The organism is Shewanella sp. DNRA4 (genome assembly GCF_012843185.1).
In the GTDB taxonomy this organism is placed as follows: domain Bacteria; phylum Pseudomonadota; class Gammaproteobacteria; order Enterobacterales; family Shewanellaceae; genus Shewanella; species Shewanella xiamenensis.
Window position 1 is genome coordinate 156,875 of record NZ_JABAIP010000011.1, and the last position, 25,756, is coordinate 182,630.

A 25,756-nucleotide genomic window follows, 5' to 3' on the forward strand; every position below is an offset into this window, starting at 1 on the left:
TTACGCAAACAGACGAACTTCGCCGTCACCTTCAATATTGGTTACGCAGCGATGGCACAACGTTGGATGAGCCTCAATCGTGCCCACTTCTTCCCTGTGGTGCCAACAACGTTCGCATTTTTCTGCTGTTGTTGCATTTACCACTAACTTCAATGACGCCAGCTCAGTTTCAACGGCATCGCTTGTCGCATCTGCCAATGGCAATACTTTGGCTTCTGAAGTTAACAGGACGAAACGCAGCTCATCACCAATGTGTGTTAACTGTTCAGTTAAAGCCGCATCAGCAAACAGTGTGACTTCGGCTTCTAAGGAGCCACCAATACGTTTATCACGGCGCGCTTGCTCGATGACCTTGTTGACTTCGTTACGTACAGTCAGCAGATTTTCCCAGTACGCATCGCTTAAATCAGTATCTAAAGTGATAGATTGCAGACCTTGATACCATTCTTGGGTAAACACGTAAGCATCACGTTGACCTGGCAGTAATTGCCACACTTCATCGGCAGTAAAGCTCAGGATTGGCGCAATCCAACGCACCATGGCCTCAGCAATGTGGAACAGTGCTGATTGGCAGCTACGGCGGGCATGGCCCTCTTGCTTGGCGGTGTACTGACGGTCTTTGATGATGTCTAAGTAGAAGCTACCTAGCTCAACCGAGCAGAACTGCATCAGCTTTTGCGTCACAATATGGAAGTTATATTGCTCGTAAGCTTCAATGATTTCTTGTTGCAGAGCAGCCGCGCGGCGCACAGCCCAACGATCTAACGCCACCATATCTTCTACTGCCACTAAGTCCTTAGCTGGATCGAAGCCATTAAGGTTCGCTAGTAAGAAGCGAGCGGTGTTACGAATACGGCGATAAGCATCGGCGCTACGGTTTAAGATTTCATCCGATACCGTCATTTCACCGCTGTAGTCGGTCGCAGCAACCCAAAGACGCAGAATGTCCGCACCTAACTTGTTGGTGACTTGCTGCGGCGCAATGACGTTACCGATAGATTTCGACATCTTGCGACCTTTACCATCAACGGTAAAGCCGTGGGTCAGCACTTGTTTGTAAGGTGCTTTACCAGTCATGGCGGTAGAAATCATCAGTGATGACATAAACCAGCCACGGTGTTGGTCGCTACCTTCGAGGTATAAATCGACGCCATGACCATGAAACTCTGGACGCGCACCAACCACAGAAGCAAAGGTTGAACCTGAGTCGTACCATACGTCTAAGGTATCGGTCACTTTACGGTATTGTTCGGCTTCTTCACCCAGTAATTCGGCAGCATCGAGATCCCACCAAGCTTGAATGCCTTCCTGCTCAATGCGGTTGGCTACACGTGCCATTAACGAAACGCTGTCAGGGTGCAGCTCTTCAGTTTCGCGGTGTACGAATAATGTAATTGGTACGCCCCAAGTACGTTGACGGGAGATACACCAATCTGGGCGATTCTCAACCATCTTCTCGATGCGGCTTTGTCCCCAGTCAGGGATCCACTGAGTCTGCTCAATTTCGCTTAATGCTTGCTTGCGCAGGTTATGGTTATCCATAGAGATAAACCATTGTGGCGTTGCGCGGAAGATAATGGGTGTCTTATGGCGCCAGCAGTGTGGATAGCTGTGACGGTACGCAACATGGTGTAATAGCGCGCCTTTTTCCTTCAGCAATGCAACCACATTGTCGTTTGCTTTAAATACGTGTTGACCGGCAAAGAACTCAGTCTCTGGCTTGTAAATACCGTTATCGCCAACTGGGTTTGCCACTTCTAAACCGTATTTTTGACCTACCACGAAGTCGTCTTGACCATGGCCAGGTGCTGTGTGAACCACACCCGTACCCGCGTCAGTCGTCACGTGGTCACCTAAAATTGCAGGTACGTCAAAGGCTAAGAATGGATGCTTAAAGCGAACCAATTCAAGCGCTACACCTTTAATTTTACCTAACACGCTATGGCTCTCGGCGCCGTAACGCGTCATACAAGCTTCAACTAGCACGTCGGCCAGAATAACCGCGTGAGTCGCGCCCTCTTTGACAAACTCAACCAAGCTGTAATCCAGCTCAGGGCTGATAGATAACGCGCGGTTCGCAGGCAGCGTCCAAGGTGTGGTTGTCCAAATCACCATAGCGACTGGATGTGAGTAATCGCTTACACCAAACTGAGCGGCAACGGCTTTGCTGTCAGTTGCAGTAAAGGCCACATCGATAGCGGGAGAGGTTTTATCCTCGTATTCCACTTCGGCTTCAGCAAGGGCAGAACCACAGTCTGTACACCAGTGAACAGGTTTAACACCTTTATGTAAGTGACCGTTTTCAATCACTTTTGATAAAGAGCGAACAATATTGGCTTCGGTGGCAAAATCCATTGTTAGATAAGGTTTTTGCCAATCGCCTAACACGCCTAAACGAATAAAATCTTCGCGTTGGCCATCGACTTGCTCGGCAGCATATTTACGGCATTCTTCACGGAATTCGGCCGCAGAAATTTTTTGACCAGGCTTACCGACTTTTTGCTCAACTTTCAGTTCAATTGGCAGACCGTGGCAATCCCAACCCGGCACATAAGGCGCGTCAAAACCTGACATAGTTTTTGACTTAACAATAATGTCCTTAAGAATTTTGTTGACTGAGTGACCAATATGAATGCTGCCGTTCGCATACGGTGGGCCGTCATGCAAAATAAAAGGTGTGCGGCCAATTCGGCTATCACGGATCTGCTGATACAGACCGTCTTTCGTCCAGCGCTCTAACATCTCTGGCTCGCGATTTGCCAAATTACCACGCATCGGAAACTCAGTTTCCGGCAAATTCAAAGTAAATTTATAGTCGCTCATTGATCCTATACCGTTAATTAAACTGATAAATATCAGCCTGCATCATTACCAAATAAAGCTCTGGCCTCATTTGCATCATTCAAAATTTGTTGTTTTAGTGCATCCAATGAATCAAAAGGTTGTTCATCGCGAAGTTTTGCCACTAACTCAACCTCAACATGCTTGCCATAAATGTCACCTTCAAAATCAAAAAGATGCACCTCAAGCTGACAAACTTGACCATTTACGGTCGGGCGGAAACCAATGTTGGCAACCCCTTCATAAATATCGCTATCTTCCCAATAGAGTTTCACCGCAAACACCCCGCGCACCGGCACAACATTGCGCTTGAGGGCGATATTGGCGGTGGGAAAACCTATGGTTCGGCCAATTTTTTGGCCATGGGCCACGCGGCCGCTTAAGGTAAAAGGATGACCGAGTAGACGCCTTGCCTGCTCTAGGTTTCCTTTAGCCAATTGTTCTCTTACCGCGGTCGAACTCACGCGTTGCGAGCCCACCATAAAGCTCTGGGTGCTGACCACGGTAAAGCCGTAACGGACTCCGGCTTGCAGCAGCATTTCGAAGTTGCCTCTTCGACCTTGTCCAAAACAAAAGTCATCGCCCACGACGAGATACTTCACTCCGAGCTTGCGCACCAGCAATTCTTCGATGAAATGCTCAGCTGGTTGATCAGCAAAGGCGCGATTGAAGTTAACACACACTAACCGCTCAACGCCTAACTCATCCAATAGGATTATTTTATCCCGCAGTAAGCTCAAACGCGCGGGGGCATTCTCACCTCGGAATAACTCCTGTGGCTGAGGCTCAAATGTCATCACTGTTGGCGGTAACGACAGCTGTTTGGCCTTTTGCACCAGATTAGCAATCACCTGTGCATGGCCGCGATGCACGCCATCAAAATTACCTATCGTCAGCACACAGCCATGGTGAGATGACAAAATGTTATGTGTACCACGGATTAATTCCATAACTTTAGACAACTGCCAAGCGCAAATCGGCTGATTATATAACAGCTAACGATAAGAATCAGCAATCAAACTCCCCGTTTCATTGACCAAGGACGAATTCCCAACGCCAGTAACCCAAGTAAATACGTGATAGTCCCAACAGCAATCAAACCAATCAAAGCCTTAGCTCGTAAAGCTAAATGCCATTCTACCCATTGAGATTGCGTGGGTAATAAATAGTACAAGACTACCACCATCAATGCCGTAGAGACCACGGCTTTAAGGAAAAACACCATAGTCGGTTTGGTAATACGATAAACCCCTGCTTTATGCAGGCCGCGATAAAGTAATGTGGCATTAAGCAAGGCTGACATGGATGTAGCAATCGCCAAACCCACATAACCAAATGGGATTGCAAATATTAAGTTAAAGCCCATATTGGTGATCATAGCGATGATGCCATAGCGTACGGGGGTTTTAGTATCCTGGCGAGAATAATATCCTGGCGCTAACACCTTGATTAACATAAAACTCAGTAAACCGCTTCCGTAAGCCATCAAACTGTAAGAGGCCATTTGCACATCATTGATAGTAAAGGCGCCGCGCATAAACAGTACCATTAACATAGGCTGCGCGAGCACTATCAACCCCATCATCGCAGGCAAACCGAGTAATAAAATCGCTTTAATTCCCCAATCCATGGTGTTACCAAAGCCATCTCCTTCTGCATTCACATGATTTCGCGATAACGCGGGTAAAATCACGGTTGCAATAGCAATACCAAATAAACCAAGTGGAAACTCTAATAATCGGTCTGAATAATAGAGCCAACTAATAGAACCAGTCATCAAGAAGCTGGCGATAAAGGTATCAAATAACAAGTTGATTTGTGAGACGGAAACCCCAAACAATGCAGGGATCATCAAAGTTCTAATCTTCACAACCCCGGGATGTTGCCAACCCCACGAAGGTTTTACTAACGCTTTCTCTCGGAGCAGAAACGGAATTTGGAATAAAAACTGAATTAAACCACCGCAAAATACTCCCCATCCCAAGGTAATTTCGGGCTGAGAAGACGTCGGCGCGAAAAACATTGCCGCCGCAATAATGGCCACATTTAGAAACACAGGCGTAAAAGCCGATACAGCAAAGCGTCCTCGAGTATTTAAGATTGAGCCCGCTAAAGCAGTAAAGGTAATAAACCACAGATAAGGAAAAGTGATTTTTAGTACGACCGTTGCTAACTCAAACTTAGCGCCATCAGGTTCGTTATTCAGCCAGGCCATAAACCAGCCGCCACCAAATAAGGCTGACAACACAGGAGATGCAATCACACCGACAAGCGTGACAATCGTCACTAAGAGCCCTAAGGTCCCCGCCACCTTACTGAGTAACTCGCGAGTTTCGTCCGAGGTATGCTTTTCTTGATATTCGGTCAGTACAGGAACAAATGCCTGTGCAAAGGCGCCCTCGGCGAATAATCGACGTAAAAAGTTAGGAATTTTATTCGCGAAGAAAAAAACATCAGCGCTTGTCCCTGCACCCATTAAATTGGCAACGACAACATCTCTAACCAAACCTAAAACACGGGAAATCAATGTCATAGCACTAACAATCATGCCTGACTTCAATAATTTTTTACTCAAACGTCCCCCAGACCTATATCGAATGGATTAGGTGATTCATCTCAAAAAATCGACTCAGGCTCTGTCACACTGCGGTAATAGCTGCTAGAATTGCGCCACATATTACACGAGTTGGGTTGAAGATAGCCAAGGCAGGTTGAATTAATTTATCTTTATGATGATTATTCAATCATAGTCATTGACAAAGTGACTAAATGCAGGCATATTCCTCGGCCTTTAAAAGTATCAAATCCAGTTTTTAGGAGTTGCACCTTGGCTAATAGCAAGTCTGCAAAGAAGCGCGCGCTTCAATCTGAAAAGCGTCGTCAGCATAACGCCAGCCGTCGCTCAATGTTACGTACATACGTTAAAAAAGTTATCGCAGCTATCAAAGCTGGTGATCACAAAACAGCAACCGAAGCTTTCGCTGCTGCACAACCAATCGTTGACCGTATGGCGACTAAAGGCCTTATTCACAAGAATAAAGCTGCTCGTCATAAGGCTCGTTTGAACGCTAAGATCAAAGCGCTTGTTGCTTAATTATCTTAGTAAATAAAAAAAACCGGCAATTGCCGGTTTTTTTATATCTGCTGAAAACCATTAATGACAATAAATATTGTTTAGTAAATGGATCATCTCACGCACTTCATCACTCTTCAGTGAATAAAATACGGTCTGCGCTTCTTTGCGTGTGGTTACTAAATTATCTTTGCGTAACCAAGCAAGGTGTTGTGATAGTGCCGATTGACTTAAGCCTAATTTTTTATTCATTTCGCCAACGCACATTTCTCCTTCATTCAGTAAATAACAAAGGATAAATAAACGGCGTTCGTTTGCGAGTGCCTTTAATAGCACCACGGCATGATCGGCTCGCTCCTGCATTAATTCAATATTCATTACGCACATTTTCTCCTAAAACTAACCCCTGCGCTAATATAGCGTTGCCTTACAGATATAGTCGGGACATAAAGCACACTTTTTGCTAGATTGTTTTCAAAAGTGGGACATGCTTAATAAAAACAAAGGAAACCTATGAAACCCTACCAAACAACGTTGATAACAGGCCTTTTTATTAGTGGTTTGAGCGCTTGCCAAACTCATATCGAAACACCAGTCAAAACAGATATCCCTTCTCAATTACAACAAACCGCTTTAGCCTCTTCGATTGGATATGACATTGTCGAATCTCTTACGGTAGAAGTAGGACCGCGCCTTGCTGGTAGTCCAAAAGACATTATTGCCGTGAACTGGGCAATGAATAAGTTAACCAGCCTCGGGTTTGATAAGGTTTATAAAGAGCCAGTACAGGTTCCTATTTGGGAACGTGGAGAAGCCAAAGCCAAGATTATCTCTCCGGTAGAGCAACCTTTGGTGATTACTGCATTGGGTGGCAGCATTGCAACGCCAGTAACGGGAATTAGGGCTAGAATAGCTCGCTTTGATAGCCTAGAAGCATTACAACAAGCCAACCCTGATGATGTAAAAGGTAAAATTGCCTTTATCGATCAAAAAACGGAGCGTCATATAACTGGTGAAGGTTACGGAAAAAGTGTCGGCGGCCGCTCGAAGGGCGCTGTCGCAGCAGCACAAAAGGGAGCCGTAGCAATCGTCATTCGCTCAATAGGAACCGACCATGACCGCATGGCACACACTGGCGTGATGCGTTATCAAGATGGTGTGACTAAAATCCCTGCTGCGGCGATGTCTAATCCCGATGCAGACTTAGTCGATGCCATGTTAAAACGCGATCCGAATGCGGTGCTCGAGCTGCATATGTCACCGAAGGATTTAGGTACAAATACCTCTTACAACGTTATTGCAGAAGTCACTGGCAGTAGTAAGCCTAACGAAATCGTGCTGATTGGTGCCCATTTAGATTCATGGGATGAAGGTACAGGTGCAATTGATGATGGCGCTGGCGTTGCGATTGTGACAGCGGCAGCAAAACATATTCAAGATCTTCCACAAAAGCCCGCTCGTACAGTGCGAGTAGTACTATATGCCGCTGAAGAAATTGGCTTAGTGGGGGGTAAGGCTTATGCTGAAGCACACAAAGCCGAGCTACCTCTGCATTATATTGCTGCCGAATCGGACTTTGGCGCAGGCCCCATTTATCAAATCGACACTAAGGTAAGTGACAACGTTTTCGCCCAAGTTCAAGAGAGCATTAAACCAATGACATACAACGGTGTTGCCCTCGGCAATAACCAAGCATCTGGTGGGCCTGATGTCTCTATGCTACCCGCATTAGGCGTACCTGTTGCATCATTAAGACAGGATGGCCACGATTACTTCGATTATCACCACACACCTAACGATACCTTAGATAAAATCAATCCTAAGGCTCTGGCACAAAATGTGGCGGCATATGCTCAATTTGCTTATATCATGGCAAACTCAAATTTAGTGTTAACGCCCATTAGCACTGAATCGAAATAAGCCTCATAAGTAAATCATTCACCCATAAAAAGAAAAATGCCAGTCAGCTTAACTGACTGGCATTAAGCCTAAGCAACTCTTTTTATTTAAGCCGTAATACGTTATTGCGCTTCACGTAAGAATGTTGGCTCATTCGGTTTACTCAATTCTTCACTGTAGTAATAACCTGCCACATCAAATGCTTTTAATTCATCAATCGAACTCACTTGCTGAGCAATAATATATCTTGCCATCATTCCCCGCGCTTTTTTCGCAAAGAAACTAATGACTTTGTATTGACCATTTTTAAAGTCTTTAAAAACAGGAGTGATTAATTTTCCTGCTAATTGCTTTGGCTTTATCGCCTTAAAATATTCATTGGATGCAAGGTTGATAATGATCTCATCCCCCTGCGCAGCGACGGCATTATTGACCGCTTCGGTGAGAGTGTTGCCCCAAAAATCGTAAAGATTCTTACCTTTAGGATTGGCAAGGGCCGTCCCCATTTCTAAGCGATAAGGTAAAATTAAATCCAATGGCCGCAGTAACCCATATAGCCCAGATAAAATGCGCAACTGCGACTGACTACGTTCAAGCTGTTCAGGTGTCAGGGTATCAGCATCAAAACCGATGTAAACATCGCCTCTAAAAGCGAAAATAGCTTGCTTAGCATTATCAATACTGTAATCGGGTGTCCACTCGCCAAAACGTGCCGCATTTAAGCCCGCAATGTTATCGCTGACCTTCATTAATGTTGCTATGTCACTGGGGGTTAACCGTTGGCAAACTTGAATGAGCTCTTGGCTATAAGCTAAAAAATCGGGCCGAGTATGGGTTTGAGTCAAGGGAGGTTGCTCAAAATCTAGGGTTTTCGCCGGTGAAACCAAAATCAACATTAACACACTCCAACAAATAAAATACGCCACTATGATACTGAACAAGCATAAAAAAACCACGTACGGATGACGTGGTTTTTCCGATAGCGCTAATCAGTGAACTTGAAGCTTAACGACTAACCGCAGATTCAGTACGCGATTTCGCCAACTCATTGGCACTATTGTCCTGCCAAATGCCATCATCAAGTTGTTCCATCAATTCGGGGAACTTACTGCGGTCAAACTCAGGCATTTTGCCACTCTTTAATTGTTCACAGTAATCGTTGATAACCCGTATCGCCAAGCCAGATAACAGCAACAATGCGACGATATTGACCGTTGCCATTAGCCCCATTGACACATCGGCTAAGTTCCACACTAAGCTGATTTTGGCTACGGCACCAAACATCACCATGCCCAATACGCACAGGCGAAATAACGGTAACGCCTTAGTACTGTTACCCGTTAAGAACATCACATTGGTTTCGGCGTAGGAATAATTAGCAATGATTGAGGTAAAGCAGAATAGAAAAATCGCTATCGCAATAAAGGCACCGCCCCAATCACCAACATGATTCGACATCGCATTAATAGTAAGACGAATACCATCATCACTAGAACCTATGTCACCAGACAACAAGATAATGGCAGCCGTTGCGGTACAAATAACAATAGTATCAACAAAAACTCCCATCATCTGCACAAAGCCCTGAGATGCTGGATGATTAGGATTAGGTGAGGCACTCGCCGCCACGTTTGCTGCGCTGCCCATCCCCGCCTCATTTGAGAACAAACCACGGGCAATACCTGCTTGCATCGCTTGAGCGACTGTATAAGCAACGCCACCTGCTGCAGCCTCTTGCCAACCGAAAGCACTTTTTACAATCAGGCTAATAACTGCGGGTAATTGCTCCAAATTGAACAACACAATAATGAAAGCGATCAGAATATAAGCCAACGCCATAATTGGCACGATAAACTCAGATACTCGCGCAACTTTACGTAAGCCGCCGACGATAACAAAACCACTGGCTAACACTAAGCCGATACCGACATAGGTCGGATCGAAGCCAAACACGCGCTCCATCGCCCCCGTAATGGTATTGGCTTGCACCGCGTTAAACACCAAACCAAAAGCGATGATCAGGAAGAAAGCGAACAACACCCCCATCCATCTCTGACCAAGTCCCTTCTCCATATAATAAGAAGGGCCACCACGAAATTGGCCGTTGGTATCACGCACCTTATAAACCTGCGCAAGAGTGGACTCTACCATAGCCGTTGCCATACCCAACATGGCAATTAACCACATCCAAAAGACAGCGCCAGGTCCGGCGGAGCCAATGGCCACCGCTACACCCGCCATGTTTCCGGCACCCACTCGGGCAGCCATACTCGTACAGAATACTTGGAATGAAGACAAACCACTTTCACAGCCTTGGCGGCTCATGGTCATGACTTTTAGAGAGTGTTTGAAGTGTGTAAGTTGAATAAATACAAGTCGTAAGGTGAAATAGAGCCCCGCACCCACCAGTCCGTAAACGAGCAATTTGCCCCAGAGCAGTGCGTTCAAAAAGTTTACAATCGTTTCTAACATATTATTTTACTTCTTCCCGTAGCAAATGCCCTCCCCCACCTATACTTAGCGAGGTGCAACATTTGTGGTGAATGAATCCTTCCAAATAAAGGTAAGAATATCGGTAGATTTATTCTTTCAAATTATCCTTCCGTGAATTTACAACATCACGGCTACCGAATTCAACGCAGCAAAATAGCACAGTATTCGAAATTACTCATGTGATCAAGCCTAGGTTTACATTGTTAAATAGCTACAAGCTCACGTTCATAAAGCTTAGATAAGTTACTGTTAATATTAAATTAACAATTTAACAAACTTCATTCACATGCGTTAACGACAAACACAAGTTTTAAAATTTGGATGTAGGGCACATTTTTGTAATAAAATTACAAATATAGTAACTCCAAGAAAACATTATTCACTTCCGTCTGCTCTAGTGAGGCTTAATATGACGACAACACATGAGATAAATGCTCTTAAAAAATACGTAAGAGCCACTAACTTCCTCGCCACCTCCCAGATTTACTTAAAGCAAAACGTACTTCATAAGCGCCCACTAGCGCACTCGGACATTAAGCCTCGCTTGCTCGGTCACTGGGGAACCTGTCCTGGTATCAACTTTGTCTACGCGAACGTTAACCGACTCATTGTAAAACACAATCGTCCCTTTATTTACTTAGTTGGTCCAGGACACGGCTTCCCTGCCGTACAAGCTAACTTATTCATTGAAGGCTCTCTAAGCCACTACTATCCAGAAACCATTCCTTATAATGAAACGGGCATTGAGGATATTTGTAAAAAGTTCTCAGCAGCATATGGTTATCCTTCACATGCTAATCCTGAAGCACCAGGACAAATTCTGGAGGGTGGAGAATTAGGTTATTCATTATCCGTTGGCTGGGGCGCAGTGCTTGATAACCCCGATCTTATCGCGACGGTATTAATAGGTGATGGAGAATCAGAAACAGGCCCATTAGCCGCATCTTGGTATGCAAACCGATTGGTATCACCCGCCACCAACGGTGCTGTGCTACCTATCGTCCATATTAACGGCTATAAAATTTCTGGCCCAACCCGTATGGGACGCATGAGCCATGAAGAATTAGATCTTGAATTCCGCGGTCTTGGCTACCACCCCATTATAGTGGATAGCGAAGCGGAAGAAGATATCTACGTTCAAATGGCAACCGCCATGGATACCGCTTATAGCATGATTAATGACATCCAAGCTCGAGCACGTAAAGGCGAAGATATTGTAAAACCTCGCTGGCCAGTGATTTTAATGCGCACAGCCAAAGGTTGGACAGGCGTAAGCGAATATAATGGTAAGAAGTTAGAAGGCAACTGCGAATCACACCAAGTGATTGTTAACAAATGCGCGACCGATAAAGGCCATCTAGCCGCATTGGATAACTGGTTAGCTAGCTACCAGTTCCAAGATCTCTATCAAATCAATGCTCAAGGTGAACTGATTTTTGATGCGGATATTAGCTCCTTAATCCCACCAAAACACTTAGCTTGTGGTCGCCAACATCTCACTTATGGTGGTGAAGTTGTTAGAGCTTTATCCAATCCAGATCTAGAAAAACTCAACTACGGTCCAGAAGTACCACGCGGACACCGCGGTTACTCCATGCTGAAAATGGGTGAATGGATGCGTGACGCATTCAAACTGAATCGTGATCAACGCAATTTACGCATTTTCAGCCCTGATGAAACCTATTCAAACCAACTGCAAGCGGTATTTGAAGAAACCGACCGTGCATGGCAATGGCCAATTGAAAGCTGGGATGAAGATATGTCTCGCGATGGCCGTGTACTAGAACTCCTTTCTGAGAACTTACTATTTGGTATGTTACATGGCTACACAGTAACGGGTCGCCACGGCATGTTCCCAACCTACGAGTCATTCTCGCAAGTAGTTTCATCCATGGCCGACCAATATTGTAAGTATGTTTATGCCAGTCAAGGGGTGCATTTCCGTAAACCTTTACCAGCATGCAACGTAGTACTTTCTTCATTATTAGAGCGTCAGGATCACAACGGTTACTCGCATCAAAACCCATCGTTCCTAGGTGCGATGTTAGAAAAACATCCAAAGATTATCTCTGCTTATTTACCAGCTGATGCAAACAGCACCTTAGTGTATACCGAACGTGCTTTTGCGGATCGTGACAAACTGAACATCCTAGTCGCAGGTAAAAAAGAGCTGCCACAATGGCTAAGCTTAGATGAAGCACGTAAACAAGCCAAAGATGGCGTCATGGTGTGGGATTTTGCTTCAGATGAAAATCCAGATATCGTCCTTGCTGGCTGTGGTGATTATGTCACTCAAGAATGTATGGCCTCTTTAGTGATCATTCGGGAAATGCTGCCTCGAGTCAGAATCCGTTTTGTGAGCGTCACCGAATTAAGCAGTGATGGTTTAGGTAGCCGTAAATTTAAAGAAAAACCATGGATGATGGATGAAATATTTACTCAAGATAAAGGAGTAGTATTTAACTATCACGGTTATCCAAATACAATCAAAAAGTTAATTTTTGATTACAAAGGAAGCCGCCGTTTTAGAATTAAAGGTTATGAAGAAGAAGGCTCAACAACTACACCATTTGATATGGGTGTGCGTAATGGAACCTCTCGCTACCACCTTGTTATTGATATGGCTTATAAACTATTCCAACAAGGCGTCATTGATGAGACTAAACACGTTTCAATCACAACAGATATGTTGCAAAGACTTGTTGATCACCGTAACTATATTAAAGCACATGGTGTTGACCCAACTGAAATCGAAAATTGGGTTTGGACTCGCTAGCAGTTAATTAAATTAACAAAATAAATACAATTTAAAGGCATCCGAAAGGATGCCTTTTTAACATCTCAAGTTAATTACAAGATGGAGTCCCATAAAAAAACTTCAGACTAAGCACTGGAAAATTTTAACAAATGCAGTGATAATTAACCGCTGGCTACAATACCAAAGGATCCCCACACTAAGTGCTAGCAATGTTTTGCTTAAAACCCGCAAAGCATATTGGTGGAGAATCATAAACAATGGACTTAGAAAAAATGATGAAGAATACATTAAAAGTAGTTTTACTTACATCAATGCTTCCACTTGCTGCCAGTGCATCTCAAGAGTTAACTCCTTGGTATGTTGGTGCAGGTTTAGGCGTTAATAACTATGAACACATTGCAACTGATAACGGCGATGATAACCCATACGCATGGGATATTTTCGCAGGCTATATGTTTAATGACTACTTTGGTGCAGAAATCGGCTATCGTGATCTAGGTAGTGCAGATTGGACCTATGCAGGCATTAGCAATGATGCAGATGTAAAAGGTGCAACTCTTGGCCTAGTTGGCGTATGGCCACTAGGTAACCGTTGGAGCCTGTCTGCTGAAGCTGGCGCAATGTACTACACCTTAGAAAACAACCAACGCGCTGGTAACGTATCAACTTCTTACAGCGAAAACGACTTCGCACCATATTTCGGTGCTGGTGTTGGCTATAACTTCACTGATAACCTGAAGTTACAAGCTAAATACCGTCGCTATGAAAACTTAGATGATAACGCTGGCGCTAACGCTATCGTTCCAGTAAATGTTGACAGCAACTATTGGGGCTTAGAATTAAGCTACCGTTTTGGTACTCCAGCAGCCGCGGCGCCTGTAGCTGCCGCCGTTGTTGCAGCAGCACCAGTTGACTCAGACAACGATGGTGTATACGACGATAAAGATCAGTGCCCAGCAACGCCTGCAACTCACAAAGTTGACTCTGTTGGCTGTACTATCTATGAAAACGTTAAAAAGCAAGAAGATGTAGGTTCTATCCAGTTTGCTAACGATTCTGCAGTAGTGAAGAAAGAGTACTACAAAGACATCGAAAGACTGGCTAACTACCTGAACAAGAACCCAGAATTCACTGTTGAAATCGCGGGTCACGCTTCTAACGTAGGTAAACCAGAATACAACATGGTTCTGTCTGACAAGCGTGCTGACGCTGTTGCTAAGATCCTTGTTGAAAAATATGGCATCAGCCAAAGCCGCGTAACTTCTAACGGTTACGGTATCACTAAGCCATTAGTGGCTGGTGACTCGAAAGAAGCTCATGCAGCTAACCGCCGCATCGAAGCCATCGTGACAACTACTGAAAAACAACCTGTTCTGAAGTAATTGCACTGTTAAGAATAAAAAAGTCGCTGCTTGCAGCGACTTTTTGTTTTTAAGGCATCTACACTACCTAACCTGATGGCGCTAAGACTGATTAAGTCGCATTCACCACTATGTTCAGCAAGAAACGATATAGTTTTACCATTTTTGTAATTTTTTTACATTGATGGTTGGAAAAGTTGGCAAAATCGCTTCTAATAGTCATCAGTTCATTTCTGAGTTTTGACCGCTATCTGAGAAGGATGTTTTTCATGGCAAATACATTAGAGCAACTCAAGTCATACACTACTATTGTGGCCGATACTGGCGATATTGAAGCAATTAAGCGCTATCAACCAGAAGACGCAACCACTAACCCATCACTCATTCTAAAAGCCGCTCAAATCCCTGAGTATAGCGCTCTAATCGACAATGCTATTGCATGGGCTAAATTACAAAGTGCTGATATTGAGCAACAGATTGATGATGCCAGCGATAAACTTGCAGTGAACATTGGCGTGGAAATTCTGAAACTGGTTCCAGGCCGAATTTCAACCGAAGTGGATGCCCGCTTATCCTTCGATAAAGAAAAATCCATTGCAAAAGCGCATAAGCTTGTTCGTCTATATCAAGAAGCTGGAATAGATAAATCTCGCATTTTGATCAAATTAGCCTCAACTTGGGAAGGCATTTGTGCCGCCAAAGAGTTAGAGCAAGAAGGCATCAACTGTAACTTAACCCTATTATTTAGCTTCGCTCAAGCACGTGCCTGTGCTGAAGCTGGCGTGTACTTAATTTCTCCATTCGTTGGCCGCATCCTAGATTGGTACAAAAAAGACACAGGTAAAGACTATGACGCAGTAAATGATCCTGGTGTCGTTTCTGTAACCGAAATTTACAACTACTACAAGCAGCATGGCTATAACACGGTAGTCATGGGGGCAAGTTTCCGTAATATCGGTGAAATCATCGAATTAGCGGGTTGTGACCGCCTGACTATTGGTCCTTCATTACTCGAAGAGCTAGCAAACTCTCAAGTCGCTATTCAACCTAAACTCATTCCTGCCAGCACTACAGTTGCTGCGGGTGAGCCTTTAACCGAAGCGCAATTCCGCTGGGACTTCAACCAAGATCCTATGGCCGTTGACAAGCTAGCAGAAGGCATCCGTAACTTCGCCATCGACCAAGGCAAACTCGAAGTCATGCTCAAGGCTAAACTGGCAAACTAAGTATCTTCGGAGACGATTCGATGACTATCTTGACCCAAAGCACAACCTGGAAGGCGTTAGCAGCCCATAGCCAGCAGATCCCGCATATGCGAGAACTCTTTGCAGGCGATCCTGCACGCTTTAGCAACATGTCGCTTTCTACCTGTGGCTTATTTTTAGATTATTCAAAAAATAGAGCAACACCTGAGACTCTCAACTTGCTGCTGACACTGGCGCAAGAAGCCAAGCTTGACGCTAAAATCAAGGCGATGTTTGCCGGTGATATCATTAACACCACCGAAAAACGTGCCGTTTTGCATACCGCACTGCGCAGCACCGCGGACCAATCCATCATTGCCGAAGGTCAAGATATCGTTCCTGAAGTACAGCAAACGCTGAACAAGATGCAACAGTTTGTCACTTCAGTCACCTCAGGACAGTGGAAAGGCTACACAGGCAAAGCCATTACCGATATTGTCAGTATCGGTATCGGTGGTTCATTCCTTGGCCCTAAAATTGTTTCCCAAGCCTTACGTCCATACTGGATAACAGGTCTCAATTGCCATTTTGTTGCCAACGTCGATGGCACCTCGATCAGTGAAAAACTCAAGCTGCTCGATCCTGAAACCACGCTTTTTATCATGTCGTCTAAGTCTTTTGGTACACAAGAGACGCTGACCAACACCTTAACGGCCAAAGCGTGGTTCTTAGCTAAAGGTGGTTCACAGTCAGATGTCGCGAAACACTTTGTTGCCGTGACCTCTAACGTGGCAAAAGCAACTGAGTTTGGTATTGATGCCGCTAATATCTTCCCAATGTGGGACTGGGTTGGTGGTCGCTATTCTCTATGGTCAGCTATTGGTTTACCCATCGCTTTACTCATCGGCATGGATAACTTCCGCTCCCTATTAAAAGGCGCGCACCAAATGGATACCCATTTTGCCACTGCGCCTTTAGCGGAAAATATGCCCGTCATCATGGGACTATTCTCACTGTGGTATGGCAATTTTTTTAATGCTCAAAGCCATGTGGTATTGACCTACGATCATTACCTTCGCGGACTTCCTGCCTACTTCCAACAACTGGATATGGAAAGTAACGGTAAATCAGTCACGCTCAATGGTACGCATGTGGATTACAGCACAGGTCCTGTGATTTGGGGCGGCGAAGGCACAAACGGTCAACACGCTTACCATCAGTTGCTGCATCAAGGTACTGCATTAATTCCTGCTGATTTCATTATGCCGCTGCAAAGCCATAACCCTATCGGTGAACACCATGATCAGTTAGCCTCTAACTGCTTTGGACAAACTCAAGCACTCATGCAAGGCCGTACCTTAGATGAAGCGCTGGCAGAATTGAGCAAGAGCAACTTGAGTGATGAAGAAAAGTTACTTATCGCCAAACACAAAGTCATGCCGGGCAATAAGCCAAGCAACACTCTATTAATGGATAAGTTGACACCAGAAACCTTAGGCGCACTGATTGCGCTCTATGAGCACAGAACCTTTGTCCAAGGCGCCATTTGGGACATCAACTCCTTCGACCAATGGGGTGTTGAGCTCGGCAAAACCTTAGGCAACGACGTCCTCGCCCGTATTGGTGCAGATCAAGAAGCGACTGCGTTAGATGCCTCAAGCAATGGCTTAATCAATCTTTATCGACGGGGTAAAATCTGATCGAACAAAAAGCCAGCAATTGCTGGCTTTTTTATTGTATCTCATTAATAAAATAAACATTTCAAGAAGCAACCACCACTAAAGTGATAGTTAATATCAATGACATATCATCCAAATTTCATTTCAAGTTAACACAAATGAAACATAATTCTTGCACCCTGTTTTGAAAATATGTTATTTAATCGCTGACAAAACATACAACAACAGGAGGTTACCATGGATCGTTTAGATTATGGTTGTGCGCTAGATGAAGTTGTAGAAAGACCCGACCGTTCGCGTGGTGCTAATAAAAAGCGTAAGTGGCGCGAAATCGAGGCGTTAAAGGACAAACATCGTTTACTCAAGGAACTGCAAGAGATTGATAACAACTTTGATTACGATATAGACACCATCCAGTTGTAACCTGCTGTTTTTTTATTGACAGGATATAGAGAAAAAGCGCTTATGGCGCTTTTTCTGTTTTTACCCTTCAGATGACTTACAAATCCTAATCGGACGCTTTTAAATAAGAACGTAAGTCATCAAAGGCTTGCTGCTCTCGGTCAAGGAATAGCGGATCATCAATTAACGATGCTTGGCATTGTTGTTCAATCTCCTTCCAATCTTGCTCGGTTAAAGACTTCGCAAGTAAGGGGAAAATCTCCCGCTCTTCCATTTGCATATGTTTTTCTTGTAAGTCAACATATTCGGCAAAATCGGCAATCAGTTTATCCCTTGCGACAACAATGTCACTTAATATCAGGTTTAAAGTATTCATTAATGCTGATGAAGCCGCAGTCACAACTTGGTGCTCGACACTTAGCTTGTCGATGTCATCATTCGCCTTATGTGCCAAATAATAAGCATAAATAATATCTTCAACGGGGTGATGGCTACGCTCAGCATATCCTTGCATATACTCAACGATGTCTCTCACAACAATAAAATTAATCGCCTCGCCTTCAACTAATTTCATCTGTTTATTTTTCAAGACATTCAATAGCACTGCTATATGTTTATGATCATGCATGAGTCTTTTGAGCATATCGCCTCCTGAACTTAGGACTGACTATTGATACTAGTCAAGTCGTTTATCAATATCCAATATAACAGGCGAGTTCCTGTGCACTTTATGACCATGATCAAGTAATTAACATTACGACCTGTAAAAAGTGTCCTAGATTAATACGACAACGTTAAGAATAAGATATTAATATCAGTGAGTGGCCTTAATGAGACCAGCCCACTGATTTACGCTTTATTTGCTCACAGAATGAAGCTGATGCTGTAGAGCTTTAAATTTCTCAATTGCCTTTGTGTCATCGGTAGATTCAGCATTGGTTTTAGACAACTCGGGATACTGCTTCACTAAGCTTTGCTCAAGAGCTAAGGCTTCCTGTATTTGCTTCGAGTCTATTAACGCTTGCAAACGTGTTAACGACGCCATCAACACATCTTTATCACGCAGCGCAGCTGTGGCTACATCACTTTGAGGCAATACACGCGCCCTTTGCGATAATGCTCGAGACTCTGCTTGCGGATTTTCCGGGGCTGACATCTTAGCTTCGGCCCTCATCGCTTCCCTTTGCCTACTTTGTGTTGCGGCATCTTCCATTCTCGCTTGACGCGCCATTTCGGCTTGCTGAGCAGCGTTATCTAACGGTGCTTGAGCGGGCATGGGCGCCCCCATAGTCAACGCTGCTGGAGCGGCTAACTCCTCTTCAAAATAGCCTCTATTCAGTACGATTAAACCCACAACCAGTACTAAGGAAGCGGCGCTCGATAACGCCCATGGCAAACGGCGCCACACAGGCGTAGCAGCAGGCTTTAGCTGGCTCACATTCATTTCAGCCAAATGAGCTTGTGATAGGCGCAAAATATCTTGGTCGAGCCGCTCGGGTGGCATTTCCAGTGCTTGCTTGTGATACCAAGCCGAGACTTCCTGACGTAGTGCCTCTTCTTCCGATGACAGAGTGGAATTACTCATGACCAACCTCCTGCCATTTAGCATTGACACAATCTTTTAAGCTTTGATACGCGTAGCGAATGCGGCTCTTGGTCGCTTCGAGTGTCACCCCTGCGATATCGCTGATCACCGCTGCGGTAAAGCCCATTTCGATATTGAGAATAAAGGCCTCTTTCTGCACTTGGGGTAACAGGGCAATACAGGTCTTCAGTAACAGGCTCTTTTGCGTTTCCTGCCAATGTACATCGGGTTGTTCCTGCTCCGCTCCCACAAAGGTATCTAGCCTTTCCTCATTATCATGGCTAACTAAGTCGACGGGTTTGACAGCTCTGACGTGGTCAATCAACAGATTATGGGCAATCCGATAGAGCCAAGTATTAAACTTAGCACTCGGCTCATAATTGGCGGCGGCACGGATCACTCGTCCCCAGGTTTCTTGATATAAATCTTCGGCTAACTGTTTGTCACCGAGTTGGCGCACAAAGTAACGGTACAATGCGCCTTTGTGTTTAAGATAAAGCTGCTCAAACGCTTTGCCATCGCCTTTGGCATAGCGTTGCATTAACTGTTCATCGGTATGCTCATGGGCATGCATTTGCGGTATCGCCAGGGCCATGGCAGCTCCCTAATGGTTAACTAACTGAAACATAATAATTTGGCTCATTGCTGATGCGGTTTGTCCTCGGGCGGGAAAGGTTTATCTCCGACATCAAAGGATTTTTTGATTGGCACTCGCTGTGTTTGTGCAAGCATTGCAGCGGTATCCACAAGCTGCATAAATTCATGTCGGTAGCCGCTGGTATCTTCCCCCAGCGCAGAACGAGTGAGCGCACTAAGCTTATTATAATCAAATTGATGCAAATAGTGACTTTGATTCAGTAACTGTCCTAATCCTGCCACCGCAGCGGCAAAGCGAAAATCATCACTCGCCTGTGCTAAGGATTTCACTTTTTGATCGGCACGGATTGGATAGGTAAGTAACTGGCTTTGAGTGGCATCCGGTAGCTGATAACGTAATTTCAGATAGGCGATTTCATCGCGGCTATATTTTTCATTGCCCGTTTTGGGATTATACCCATAGCGAAGTTGATCATTAGACAAATTACCCGCATCAACATAACGCAGCTCGTAAAGTGCCGTGACGGTATGCCCAGCGCCTATTTCGCCCGCATCCACCTTGTCGTTATTAAAATCTTCACGCGCTAAGGCGCGGTTCTCATAACCGATAAGACGGTATTCGGCCACAAGAGCAGGATTAAACTCGACCTGCACTTTCACCTCTTTGGCTATGGTGAGCAAGGTTGCACTTAATTGTTCCACCAGCACTTTTCTCGCCTCATTGAGTGAATCGATATAGGCATATTGTCCATTGCCTTTATCGGCTAATTGCTCCATCAAATGGTCATTGTAATCACCCATGCCAAAACCGAGCGTAGTTAACCCAATCCCTTGTTGTTTCTGTGCGCTAACCAAATCGATTAGCTCATCGAGATTGCTCGTGCCGACATTAAAGTCACCGTCGGTCGCAAGTATCACTCGATTAATGCCGCCTTTAACAAAGTGTTTCTGCGCTAACTGATAAGCAAGCTGAATACCTTGCGCCCCATTGGTTGAACCACCCGCACTAAGCTGCTCTAACGCATAATGAAGAGTTTGACTGTCGTTACCCGCCGCGCCATCTAACACCACTCCAGCGGCGCCGGCGTAGACGACAATCGATACCTTATCCTCAGCATCCAGTTGCTGGGTCAGCATTTTCAAGGCAGTTTGCAACAGAGGTAACTTATCGGGCGATGCCATCGACCCTGACACATCCAGCAGAAACACTAAGTTACTGGCGCTCAGTTCAGCTTTACTCTGTTCATACCCCTTCAAACCAATGCGAAGTAACATCATGTCATCGTTATAGGGTGATGGAGCAAGCTCAGTCGTAACACTGAAGGGCGGCTCATTTTTACTCGGCAGTGGATAGTCATAGGAAAAATAATTCAGCATTTCTTCAACCCGCAGCGTGTCCTTCTGTGGCAATCGCCCTTCCTTTAGCATTCGCCTTAACGTCGTGTAACTGCCAGTATCGACATCGATAGCAAAAGTCGATACTGGGATCTCCCCTGCGACCATGATGCCGTTTTGCACTTGCTTCTCGAATCGATTGCGCTCAGATTGCACAGCCCCTGGCCAATCGCCGTTTAACGCGGGCGCCGCACTGATACTGGCCGCAGGTTGAGCAATATACGCTCGCCCCTCAGCATTCATTGTTTGCAGCCTCGCTAACGATGCTTGCTCCTGTATGGCGATTGCAGCATCCAATTGCCGATTGGCCTGACGCTCGGCACTTTCCTTAAGCTCTGCGCTTTGCTTAAGCTCTGCTTGTTGCTCCGCGGCAATTTTTGCTTGAACTGCTAATTCAGTAGGGTTTTGCTGCTTCGCAGATTTATCACTGCAAGCACTCAAACCGAGCAGTACAGCGACTGTTAATCCCGAAACAACAAAGCTTAAATGCGTTTTATAGCGAAAGACTGAAGATGGATATCTCATGATAGTGACCTAGTGATTGTGACCCCAATGGTTGATATCCCTATAAACGCAGCCTAAGCACAAAAGGGTTATTTGATGAGAGAAATCGCCACACTCACTTTACCAAGCATACTATTTATTAAAAACAAAGACATTTAAGCGTCTTTTGCAACCATGATCACACAAGAACATTCTTCTGAACTCTAGAATAGAGCCTTGTAATAAGCCGCGTTTATGGACCCACTCGTGTCACACTCTGCTCATTTGTTTTCATTAAGAATTGCCCACGCCCTTAGCGAAGCGTGCGTAAAAGATAAATATTCGTTTAAACGTTTTGGACAAGATCTCATGGCGGGTCTGACCGTAGGGATCATTGCGATACCACTGGCAATGGCACTGGCGATAGCTAGCGGTGTCGCCCCACAATATGGCTTATACACCGCCATTGTCGGTGGTTTTATTATCGCCATGACAGGTGGCTCCCGTTATAGCGTCTCGGGACCAACGGCCGCCTTCGTCGTCTTACTCTATCCCATCGCCCAACAATTTGGGTTGGCGGGACTGCTGATCGCTACCGTCATGTCTGGCATGATGCTGGTTGCCATGGCGATGTTAAGACTGGGTAGATTAATCCTATACATTCCTGAATCGGTCACCTTAGGCTTTACCGCAGGGATTGGGGTGGTGATAGCAACCTTGCAGCTAAAAGACTTCTTCGGTCTGCATATAGAGCACATGCCAGAGCAATATTTTGCCAAACTCATGGCACTAGGTCAGGCATTGCCTGCACTTCACCTACCAAGCTTATTAGTGGCTGCTGCTACCTTAGCCACTATGCGACTCTGGCCTAGATTAAAAATCCCAGTACCAGCCCACCTTCCTGCCATCGTTTTGGGCAGTATTCTCGCTTTAGTGTTAAATGCTATGGGCGCTGATATTGAGACCATAGGAACACGTTTCCATTACCAATTAAGCGACGGCAGTGTCGGCACAGGTATCCCTGCGGTTCTCCCCCACTTTGAATGGCCTTGGTTACAAACTGGCGCCAATGGTCAAGCCTTTGAATTTAATCTGGCCACTTTTCAAGCCTTACTCCCCGCCGCCTTCGCGATTGCCATGTTAGGTGCCATAGAATCGCTGCTATGTGCCGTTGTGCTTGATGGCATGACAGGCAAGCGCCATAGCGCGAACAGCGAGCTTCTCGGCCAAGGGATAGGCAATATTATCGCCCCCTTCTTTGGCGGGATCCCAGCAACCGCGGCCATTGCCCGCAGTGCGGCAAACGTTAAGGCGGGTGCTCAGAGTCCGATCGCATCGATGATCCATGCCATAGTGGTACTCATTGGCCTCGTGGCCCTAGCGGGGATTTTGGCCTATTTACCCATGTCAGCGATGGCCGCATTATTACTGGTAGTGGCCTGGAATATGAGTGAAGCCCCAAAAGCGGTGCACTTACTTAAAACTGCGCCCACCAGCGATATATTGGTGTTTTTAAGCTGTTTTTCACTCACGGTGATATTCGATATGGTGATCGCCATCAGCGTGGGGATTATTTTAGCCGCATTGCTATTTATGAAAGAAATCGCGGAGATGACCAAGCTGTATGATATCAGTAGCAACAAGCGTTATATCGATCAGCCTCTGCCCGCCGACTGGGCCGTGCTCAAAATTAATGGCCCACTATTTTTTGCCGCTGCCGATCGTATTTTTGCCGAAATCGCCAGCCTCACTCAAGATAAACAAGTGATTGTACTTTACTTAGATGGGGTATCGATTCTGGATGCAGGTGGTCTTGCAGCACTCAATAAACTGATTGAAAAATGTAAGCATAACCATACTAAGTTGATTATTGCCGATTTGCAGTTTCAGCCCATTCGCACCCTCGCGAGGGCTAAAGTGCAACCGATTGAAGGGATACTGAAGTTTTATCCTACCCTGCGGGAAGCTTTAGCCGAAGCGCCATCATTTGAGCATATCCTCGAATCTAATCCAGCAGCAACCCACTAATTGCAAATTGATATTTTATCCCCAACGCACAGTATCTGCGTTGGGGTATAGGGTTTATTTAGGCCAATTCAACGAACACTTTATCCATCCTAAAGGCACTATTTTTACGCGCAAAAAACGCCAGAAATCGGGCTTTACATGGTATTATTCTGCGCCATGATGCTCCCAGCTCTTACAGGAGCCGCGAACATCGACTGTACCCAGACCTGAAACAAGGTCGAAATATAATTAAAATTAGTGAGTTAAGGAGTTATCATGCAAGCCCTTGTTGCTGTTGTTATGGGTTCTAAGAGTGATTGGCCCACAATGGAAGCCGCCGCTGAGATCATGGATAAACTGCAAGTGCCTTACCATGTTGAAGTTGTATCAGCCCATAGAACGCCAGATAAACTGATGGAGTTTGCAGCCGGAGCCGCTGACCGTGGTTTTAAAATTATTATCGGTGGCGCGGGCGGAGCAGCTCATTTACCCGGTATGATTGCCTCAAAAACTCGCTTACCCGTATTAGGTGTACCAGTACAAAGCAAAGCGCTATCGGGCATGGATAGCTTACTGTCTATCGTGCAGATGCCAAAGGGTATCGCCGTTGGCACACTGGCCATTGGAACCGCTGGAGCCTTTAACGCCGGACTACTCGCCTGCCAAATCTTAGCCAATAACGATGCAGATCTTGCCGCACGTTTAGAAGCCTTTAGAGAAGAACAAACCCGCGCAGTACTGGACAATCCCGATCCGAGGGAAGCCTAATGACCCAAGCAAACGCAAAATCAAAGGTTTGGGTGTTAGGTAATGGTCAACTCGGCGCTATGCTGACCCACGCTGGCGAGCCGCTAGCTATCGATGTTCGCGCCGTCGATATTATGACGCCCACCGATGAAATCCTGCCGCTGGCGCCTCAGGATATTATCACCGCCGAACGCGAGCAGTGGCCCGAATCAGCCTTAAGCTTACAACTCAGTAGCCATCCGCATTTTGTTAACGGCCCAGTATTTAGCCGTTTGGCCGACCGTTACAGCCAAAAAAGCTTACTAGATCAGCTCCAAGTCCCAACGGCACCTTGGACACTTGTCGATGATAAGACCAACGTCGAAAACTTGTATCAAGCCTTTGGCCCACGCGTGTTGATGAAACGTCGCACGGGCGGTTACGATGGTAAGGGCCAATATTGGTTAAAGCAAGCCGAAGCAGGTGACATCCCCCATGATTGGCGCAACTTAGCCATTGCCGAGCAAGCAATTAACTTCGATGAAGAAGTCTCCTTAGTCGGCGTACGTACCCGTGAAGGTCAATGCGTGTTTTATCCATTAACACTGAACCTGCACCAAGATGGCATTTTGATGGCCTCAATTTCGCCACTGACTCGTCTGAATCACCTGCAAGCGCAAGCGGAAGGCATGCTGAGCGCTATTATGCATGAGCTGGCATATGTCGGCGTAATGGCGATGGAATGTTTCCGAGTTGGCGATAAGCTGCTGGTTAACGAGTTAGCGCCGCGGGTACACAACTCAGGCCATTGGACCCAAGCGGGTACCCATATGGATCAATTCCAACTGCATTTAAGAGCCCTGTGCGGTATTGCTATTCCGCAGCCACAGGTGAACTTTCAATGCGTGATGGTCAATCTGATCGGTATTGATAACGATCCTCGCTGGTTAAGCTTGCCTAATGCTGAGCTCTATTGGTACAACAAAGAAGTTCGACTAGGCCGTAAAGTCGGGCACTTAAATCTTTCAGTGCCTAATACGGGCGTGTTAACAGATAGTATTGGCGCGTTGCAAACTTGGATGCCAAGCCAATACCAAACGCCCCTAGCGTGGATTTTAGCCGAGTTTGCTAAAGCCTAACCGAGCCGCGCAAATCACTGATAAGGGAATATATTTATTCCTTTATCAGTGAATTTATCAACTTCGTTATATACTTATTCTTACTCAGCGTGAATGAGTTAGTGATGTGGCGATTCAATCAGACTAACCGGAGC

The 25,756-nt window shown here is 45.5% G+C and carries 20 protein-coding genes; 10 read left to right on the top strand and 10 right to left on the bottom strand.

Annotation, left to right across the window (positions count from 1 at the left end; genetic code table 11):
• The 3 genes from ileS to murJ form a co-directional block, all read right to left on the bottom strand.
• Entirely contained in the window at positions 1 to 2,823 is a 2,823-nt protein-coding gene (gene ileS / locus HG547_RS13600; protein ID WP_169548115.1) for an isoleucine--tRNA ligase, read from the bottom strand.
• 32 nt (positions 2,824 to 2,855) lie between these two features.
• A complete protein-coding gene (gene ribF, locus HG547_RS13605) occupies positions 2,856 to 3,791 on the bottom strand; it encodes a bifunctional riboflavin kinase/FAD synthetase (protein ID WP_169548133.1) in 936 nt (311 codons plus the stop codon).
• A 65-nt stretch (positions 3,792 to 3,856) separates the two neighbouring features.
• Positions 3,857 to 5,416: a murein biosynthesis integral membrane protein MurJ gene (gene murJ / locus HG547_RS13610; RefSeq protein WP_047536861.1), complete on the bottom strand. Its 1,560-nt coding sequence runs from the start codon at positions 5,414 to 5,416 to the stop codon at positions 3,857 to 3,859.
• Positions 5,417 to 5,668: 252 nt separating this feature from the next.
• On the opposite strand from murJ, the gene rpsT reads away from it, so the two are divergent.
• Positions 5,669 to 5,935: a 30S ribosomal protein S20 gene (rpsT, locus tag HG547_RS13615; RefSeq protein ID WP_037421209.1), complete on the top strand. Its 267-nt coding sequence runs from the start codon at positions 5,669 to 5,671 to the stop codon at positions 5,933 to 5,935.
• A gap of 60 nt (positions 5,936 to 5,995) precedes the next feature.
• Here rpsT and HG547_RS13620 read toward each other — a convergent pair whose 3' ends face one another.
• Positions 5,996 to 6,292, bottom strand: coding sequence for a metalloregulator ArsR/SmtB family transcription factor (locus tag HG547_RS13620; RefSeq protein WP_006084975.1), 297 nt, complete (start codon positions 6,290 to 6,292; stop codon positions 5,996 to 5,998).
• Between the two features lie 135 nt (positions 6,293 to 6,427).
• On the opposite strand from HG547_RS13620, the gene HG547_RS13625 reads away from it, so the two are divergent.
• Positions 6,428 to 7,834, top strand: a complete 1,407-nt coding sequence (locus tag HG547_RS13625) for a M28 family metallopeptidase (protein ID WP_037421215.1) — start codon at positions 6,428 to 6,430, stop codon at positions 7,832 to 7,834.
• Between the two features lie 101 nt (positions 7,835 to 7,935).
• Here the strand turns inward: HG547_RS13625 and yaaA are convergent, their stop codons facing one another.
• On the bottom strand, positions 7,936 to 8,709 hold the full coding sequence (gene yaaA / locus HG547_RS13630) for a peroxide stress protein YaaA (protein WP_169548116.1): 774 nt from the start codon (positions 8,707 to 8,709) through the stop codon (positions 7,936 to 7,938).
• A gap of 109 nt (positions 8,710 to 8,818) precedes the next feature.
• The gene (locus tag HG547_RS13635; protein ID WP_037421222.1) at positions 8,819 to 10,285 is read right to left on the bottom strand and encodes an alanine/glycine:cation symporter family protein; all 1,467 of its coding nucleotides are present in this window, start codon (positions 10,283 to 10,285) and stop codon (positions 8,819 to 8,821) included.
• 430 nt (positions 10,286 to 10,715) lie between these two features.
• Here HG547_RS13635 and HG547_RS13640 point away from each other — a divergent pair, with 430 nt between their 5' ends.
• From HG547_RS13640 to HG547_RS13660, 5 genes are all read left to right on the top strand, one after another.
• On the top strand, positions 10,716 to 13,082 hold the full coding sequence (locus HG547_RS13640) for a phosphoketolase family protein (RefSeq protein ID WP_169548117.1): 2,367 nt from the start codon (positions 10,716 to 10,718) through the stop codon (positions 13,080 to 13,082).
• A gap of 239 nt (positions 13,083 to 13,321) precedes the next feature.
• Entirely contained in the window at positions 13,322 to 14,446 is a 1,125-nt protein-coding gene (locus tag HG547_RS13645) for an OmpA family protein (protein ID WP_169548118.1), read from the top strand.
• A gap of 248 nt (positions 14,447 to 14,694) precedes the next feature.
• A complete protein-coding gene (gene tal, locus HG547_RS13650) occupies positions 14,695 to 15,651 on the top strand; it encodes a transaldolase (protein ID WP_037421238.1) in 957 nt (318 codons plus the stop codon).
• A gap of 20 nt (positions 15,652 to 15,671) precedes the next feature.
• On the top strand, positions 15,672 to 17,309 hold the full coding sequence (pgi, locus tag HG547_RS13655; protein ID WP_037429612.1) for a glucose-6-phosphate isomerase: 1,638 nt from the start codon (positions 15,672 to 15,674) through the stop codon (positions 17,307 to 17,309).
• A gap of 216 nt (positions 17,310 to 17,525) precedes the next feature.
• Complete coding sequence (locus HG547_RS13660) at positions 17,526 to 17,711, top strand: DUF3545 family protein (protein ID WP_037421244.1); 186 nt, start codon at positions 17,526 to 17,528, stop codon at positions 17,709 to 17,711.
• 85 nt (positions 17,712 to 17,796) lie between these two features.
• Here the strand turns inward: HG547_RS13660 and HG547_RS13665 are convergent, their stop codons facing one another.
• The 4 genes from HG547_RS13665 to HG547_RS13680 all read right to left on the bottom strand — a co-directional run bounded on the left by HG547_RS13665 (position 17,797) and on the right by HG547_RS13680 (position 21,792).
• Complete coding sequence (locus tag HG547_RS13665) at positions 17,797 to 18,333, bottom strand: hemerythrin domain-containing protein (RefSeq protein ID WP_169548119.1); 537 nt, start codon at positions 18,331 to 18,333, stop codon at positions 17,797 to 17,799.
• Positions 18,334 to 18,546: 213 nt separating this feature from the next.
• The gene (locus HG547_RS13670) at positions 18,547 to 19,275 is read right to left on the bottom strand and encodes a hypothetical protein (protein WP_169548120.1); all 729 of its coding nucleotides are present in this window, start codon (positions 19,273 to 19,275) and stop codon (positions 18,547 to 18,549) included.
• Positions 19,268 to 19,870 carry a sigma-70 family RNA polymerase sigma factor gene (locus HG547_RS13675; protein ID WP_169548121.1) on the bottom strand — a complete coding sequence of 201 codons (603 nt, stop codon included), beginning with the start codon at positions 19,868 to 19,870 and terminating at the stop codon, positions 19,268 to 19,270. Before HG547_RS13675 ends, HG547_RS13670 begins: the two co-directional genes overlap by 8 nt.
• Before the next feature lie 44 nt (positions 19,871 to 19,914).
• Positions 19,915 to 21,792 carry a VWA domain-containing protein gene (locus HG547_RS13680; RefSeq protein WP_169548122.1) on the bottom strand — a complete coding sequence of 626 codons (1,878 nt, stop codon included), beginning with the start codon at positions 21,790 to 21,792 and terminating at the stop codon, positions 19,915 to 19,917.
• A gap of 225 nt (positions 21,793 to 22,017) precedes the next feature.
• Between HG547_RS13680 and dauA the strand changes: the two genes are divergently transcribed.
• The 3 genes from dauA (at position 22,018) to purK (ending at position 25,622) form a co-directional block, all read left to right on the top strand.
• A complete protein-coding gene (gene dauA, locus HG547_RS13685; protein WP_169548134.1) occupies positions 22,018 to 23,778 on the top strand; it encodes a C4-dicarboxylic acid transporter DauA in 1,761 nt (586 codons plus the stop codon).
• Positions 23,779 to 24,033: 255 nt separating this feature from the next.
• A complete protein-coding gene (purE, locus tag HG547_RS13690) occupies positions 24,034 to 24,525 on the top strand; it encodes a 5-(carboxyamino)imidazole ribonucleotide mutase (RefSeq protein ID WP_037421257.1) in 492 nt (163 codons plus the stop codon).
• The gene (purK, locus tag HG547_RS13695; RefSeq protein ID WP_169548123.1) at positions 24,525 to 25,622 is read left to right on the top strand and encodes a 5-(carboxyamino)imidazole ribonucleotide synthase; all 1,098 of its coding nucleotides are present in this window, start codon (positions 24,525 to 24,527) and stop codon (positions 25,620 to 25,622) included. The genes purE and purK overlap by 1 nt, the downstream gene beginning before the upstream one ends.
• Positions 25,623 to 25,756 lie beyond the last annotated feature (134 nt).

Coding starts and splice junctions, on each gene's coding strand:
- purE (WP_037421257.1), top strand. CDS start 24,034: ATGCAAGCCCTTGTTGCTGTTGTTATGGGTTCTAAGAGTGATTGGCCC.
- HG547_RS13665 (WP_169548119.1), bottom strand. CDS start 18,333: ATGCTCAAAAGACTCATGCATGATCATAAACATATAGCAGTGCTATTG.
- HG547_RS13675 (WP_169548121.1), bottom strand. CDS start 19,870: ATGGCCCTGGCGATACCGCAAATGCATGCCCATGAGCATACCGATGAA.
- yaaA (WP_169548116.1), bottom strand. CDS start 8,709: ATGTTGATTTTGGTTTCACCGGCGAAAACCCTAGATTTTGAGCAACCT.
- HG547_RS13680 (WP_169548122.1), bottom strand. CDS start 21,792: ATGAGATATCCATCTTCAGTCTTTCGCTATAAAACGCATTTAAGCTTT.
- pgi (WP_037429612.1), top strand. CDS start 15,672: ATGACTATCTTGACCCAAAGCACAACCTGGAAGGCGTTAGCAGCCCAT.
- HG547_RS13620 (WP_006084975.1), bottom strand. CDS start 6,292: ATGAATATTGAATTAATGCAGGAGCGAGCCGATCATGCCGTGGTGCTA.
- tal (WP_037421238.1), top strand. CDS start 14,695: ATGGCAAATACATTAGAGCAACTCAAGTCATACACTACTATTGTGGCC.
- HG547_RS13645 (WP_169548118.1), top strand. CDS start 13,322: ATGGACTTAGAAAAAATGATGAAGAATACATTAAAAGTAGTTTTACTT.
- HG547_RS13660 (WP_037421244.1), top strand. CDS start 17,526: ATGGATCGTTTAGATTATGGTTGTGCGCTAGATGAAGTTGTAGAAAGA.
- ribF (WP_169548133.1), bottom strand. CDS start 3,791: ATGGAATTAATCCGTGGTACACATAACATTTTGTCATCTCACCATGGC.
- HG547_RS13640 (WP_169548117.1), top strand. CDS start 10,716: ATGACGACAACACATGAGATAAATGCTCTTAAAAAATACGTAAGAGCC.
- purK (WP_169548123.1), top strand. CDS start 24,525: ATGACCCAAGCAAACGCAAAATCAAAGGTTTGGGTGTTAGGTAATGGT.
- HG547_RS13625 (WP_037421215.1), top strand. CDS start 6,428: ATGAAACCCTACCAAACAACGTTGATAACAGGCCTTTTTATTAGTGGT.
- ileS (WP_169548115.1), bottom strand. CDS start 2,823: ATGAGCGACTATAAATTTACTTTGAATTTGCCGGAAACTGAGTTTCCG.
- HG547_RS13670 (WP_169548120.1), bottom strand. CDS start 19,275: ATGAGTAATTCCACTCTGTCATCGGAAGAAGAGGCACTACGTCAGGAA.
- HG547_RS13635 (WP_037421222.1), bottom strand. CDS start 10,285: ATGTTAGAAACGATTGTAAACTTTTTGAACGCACTGCTCTGGGGCAAA.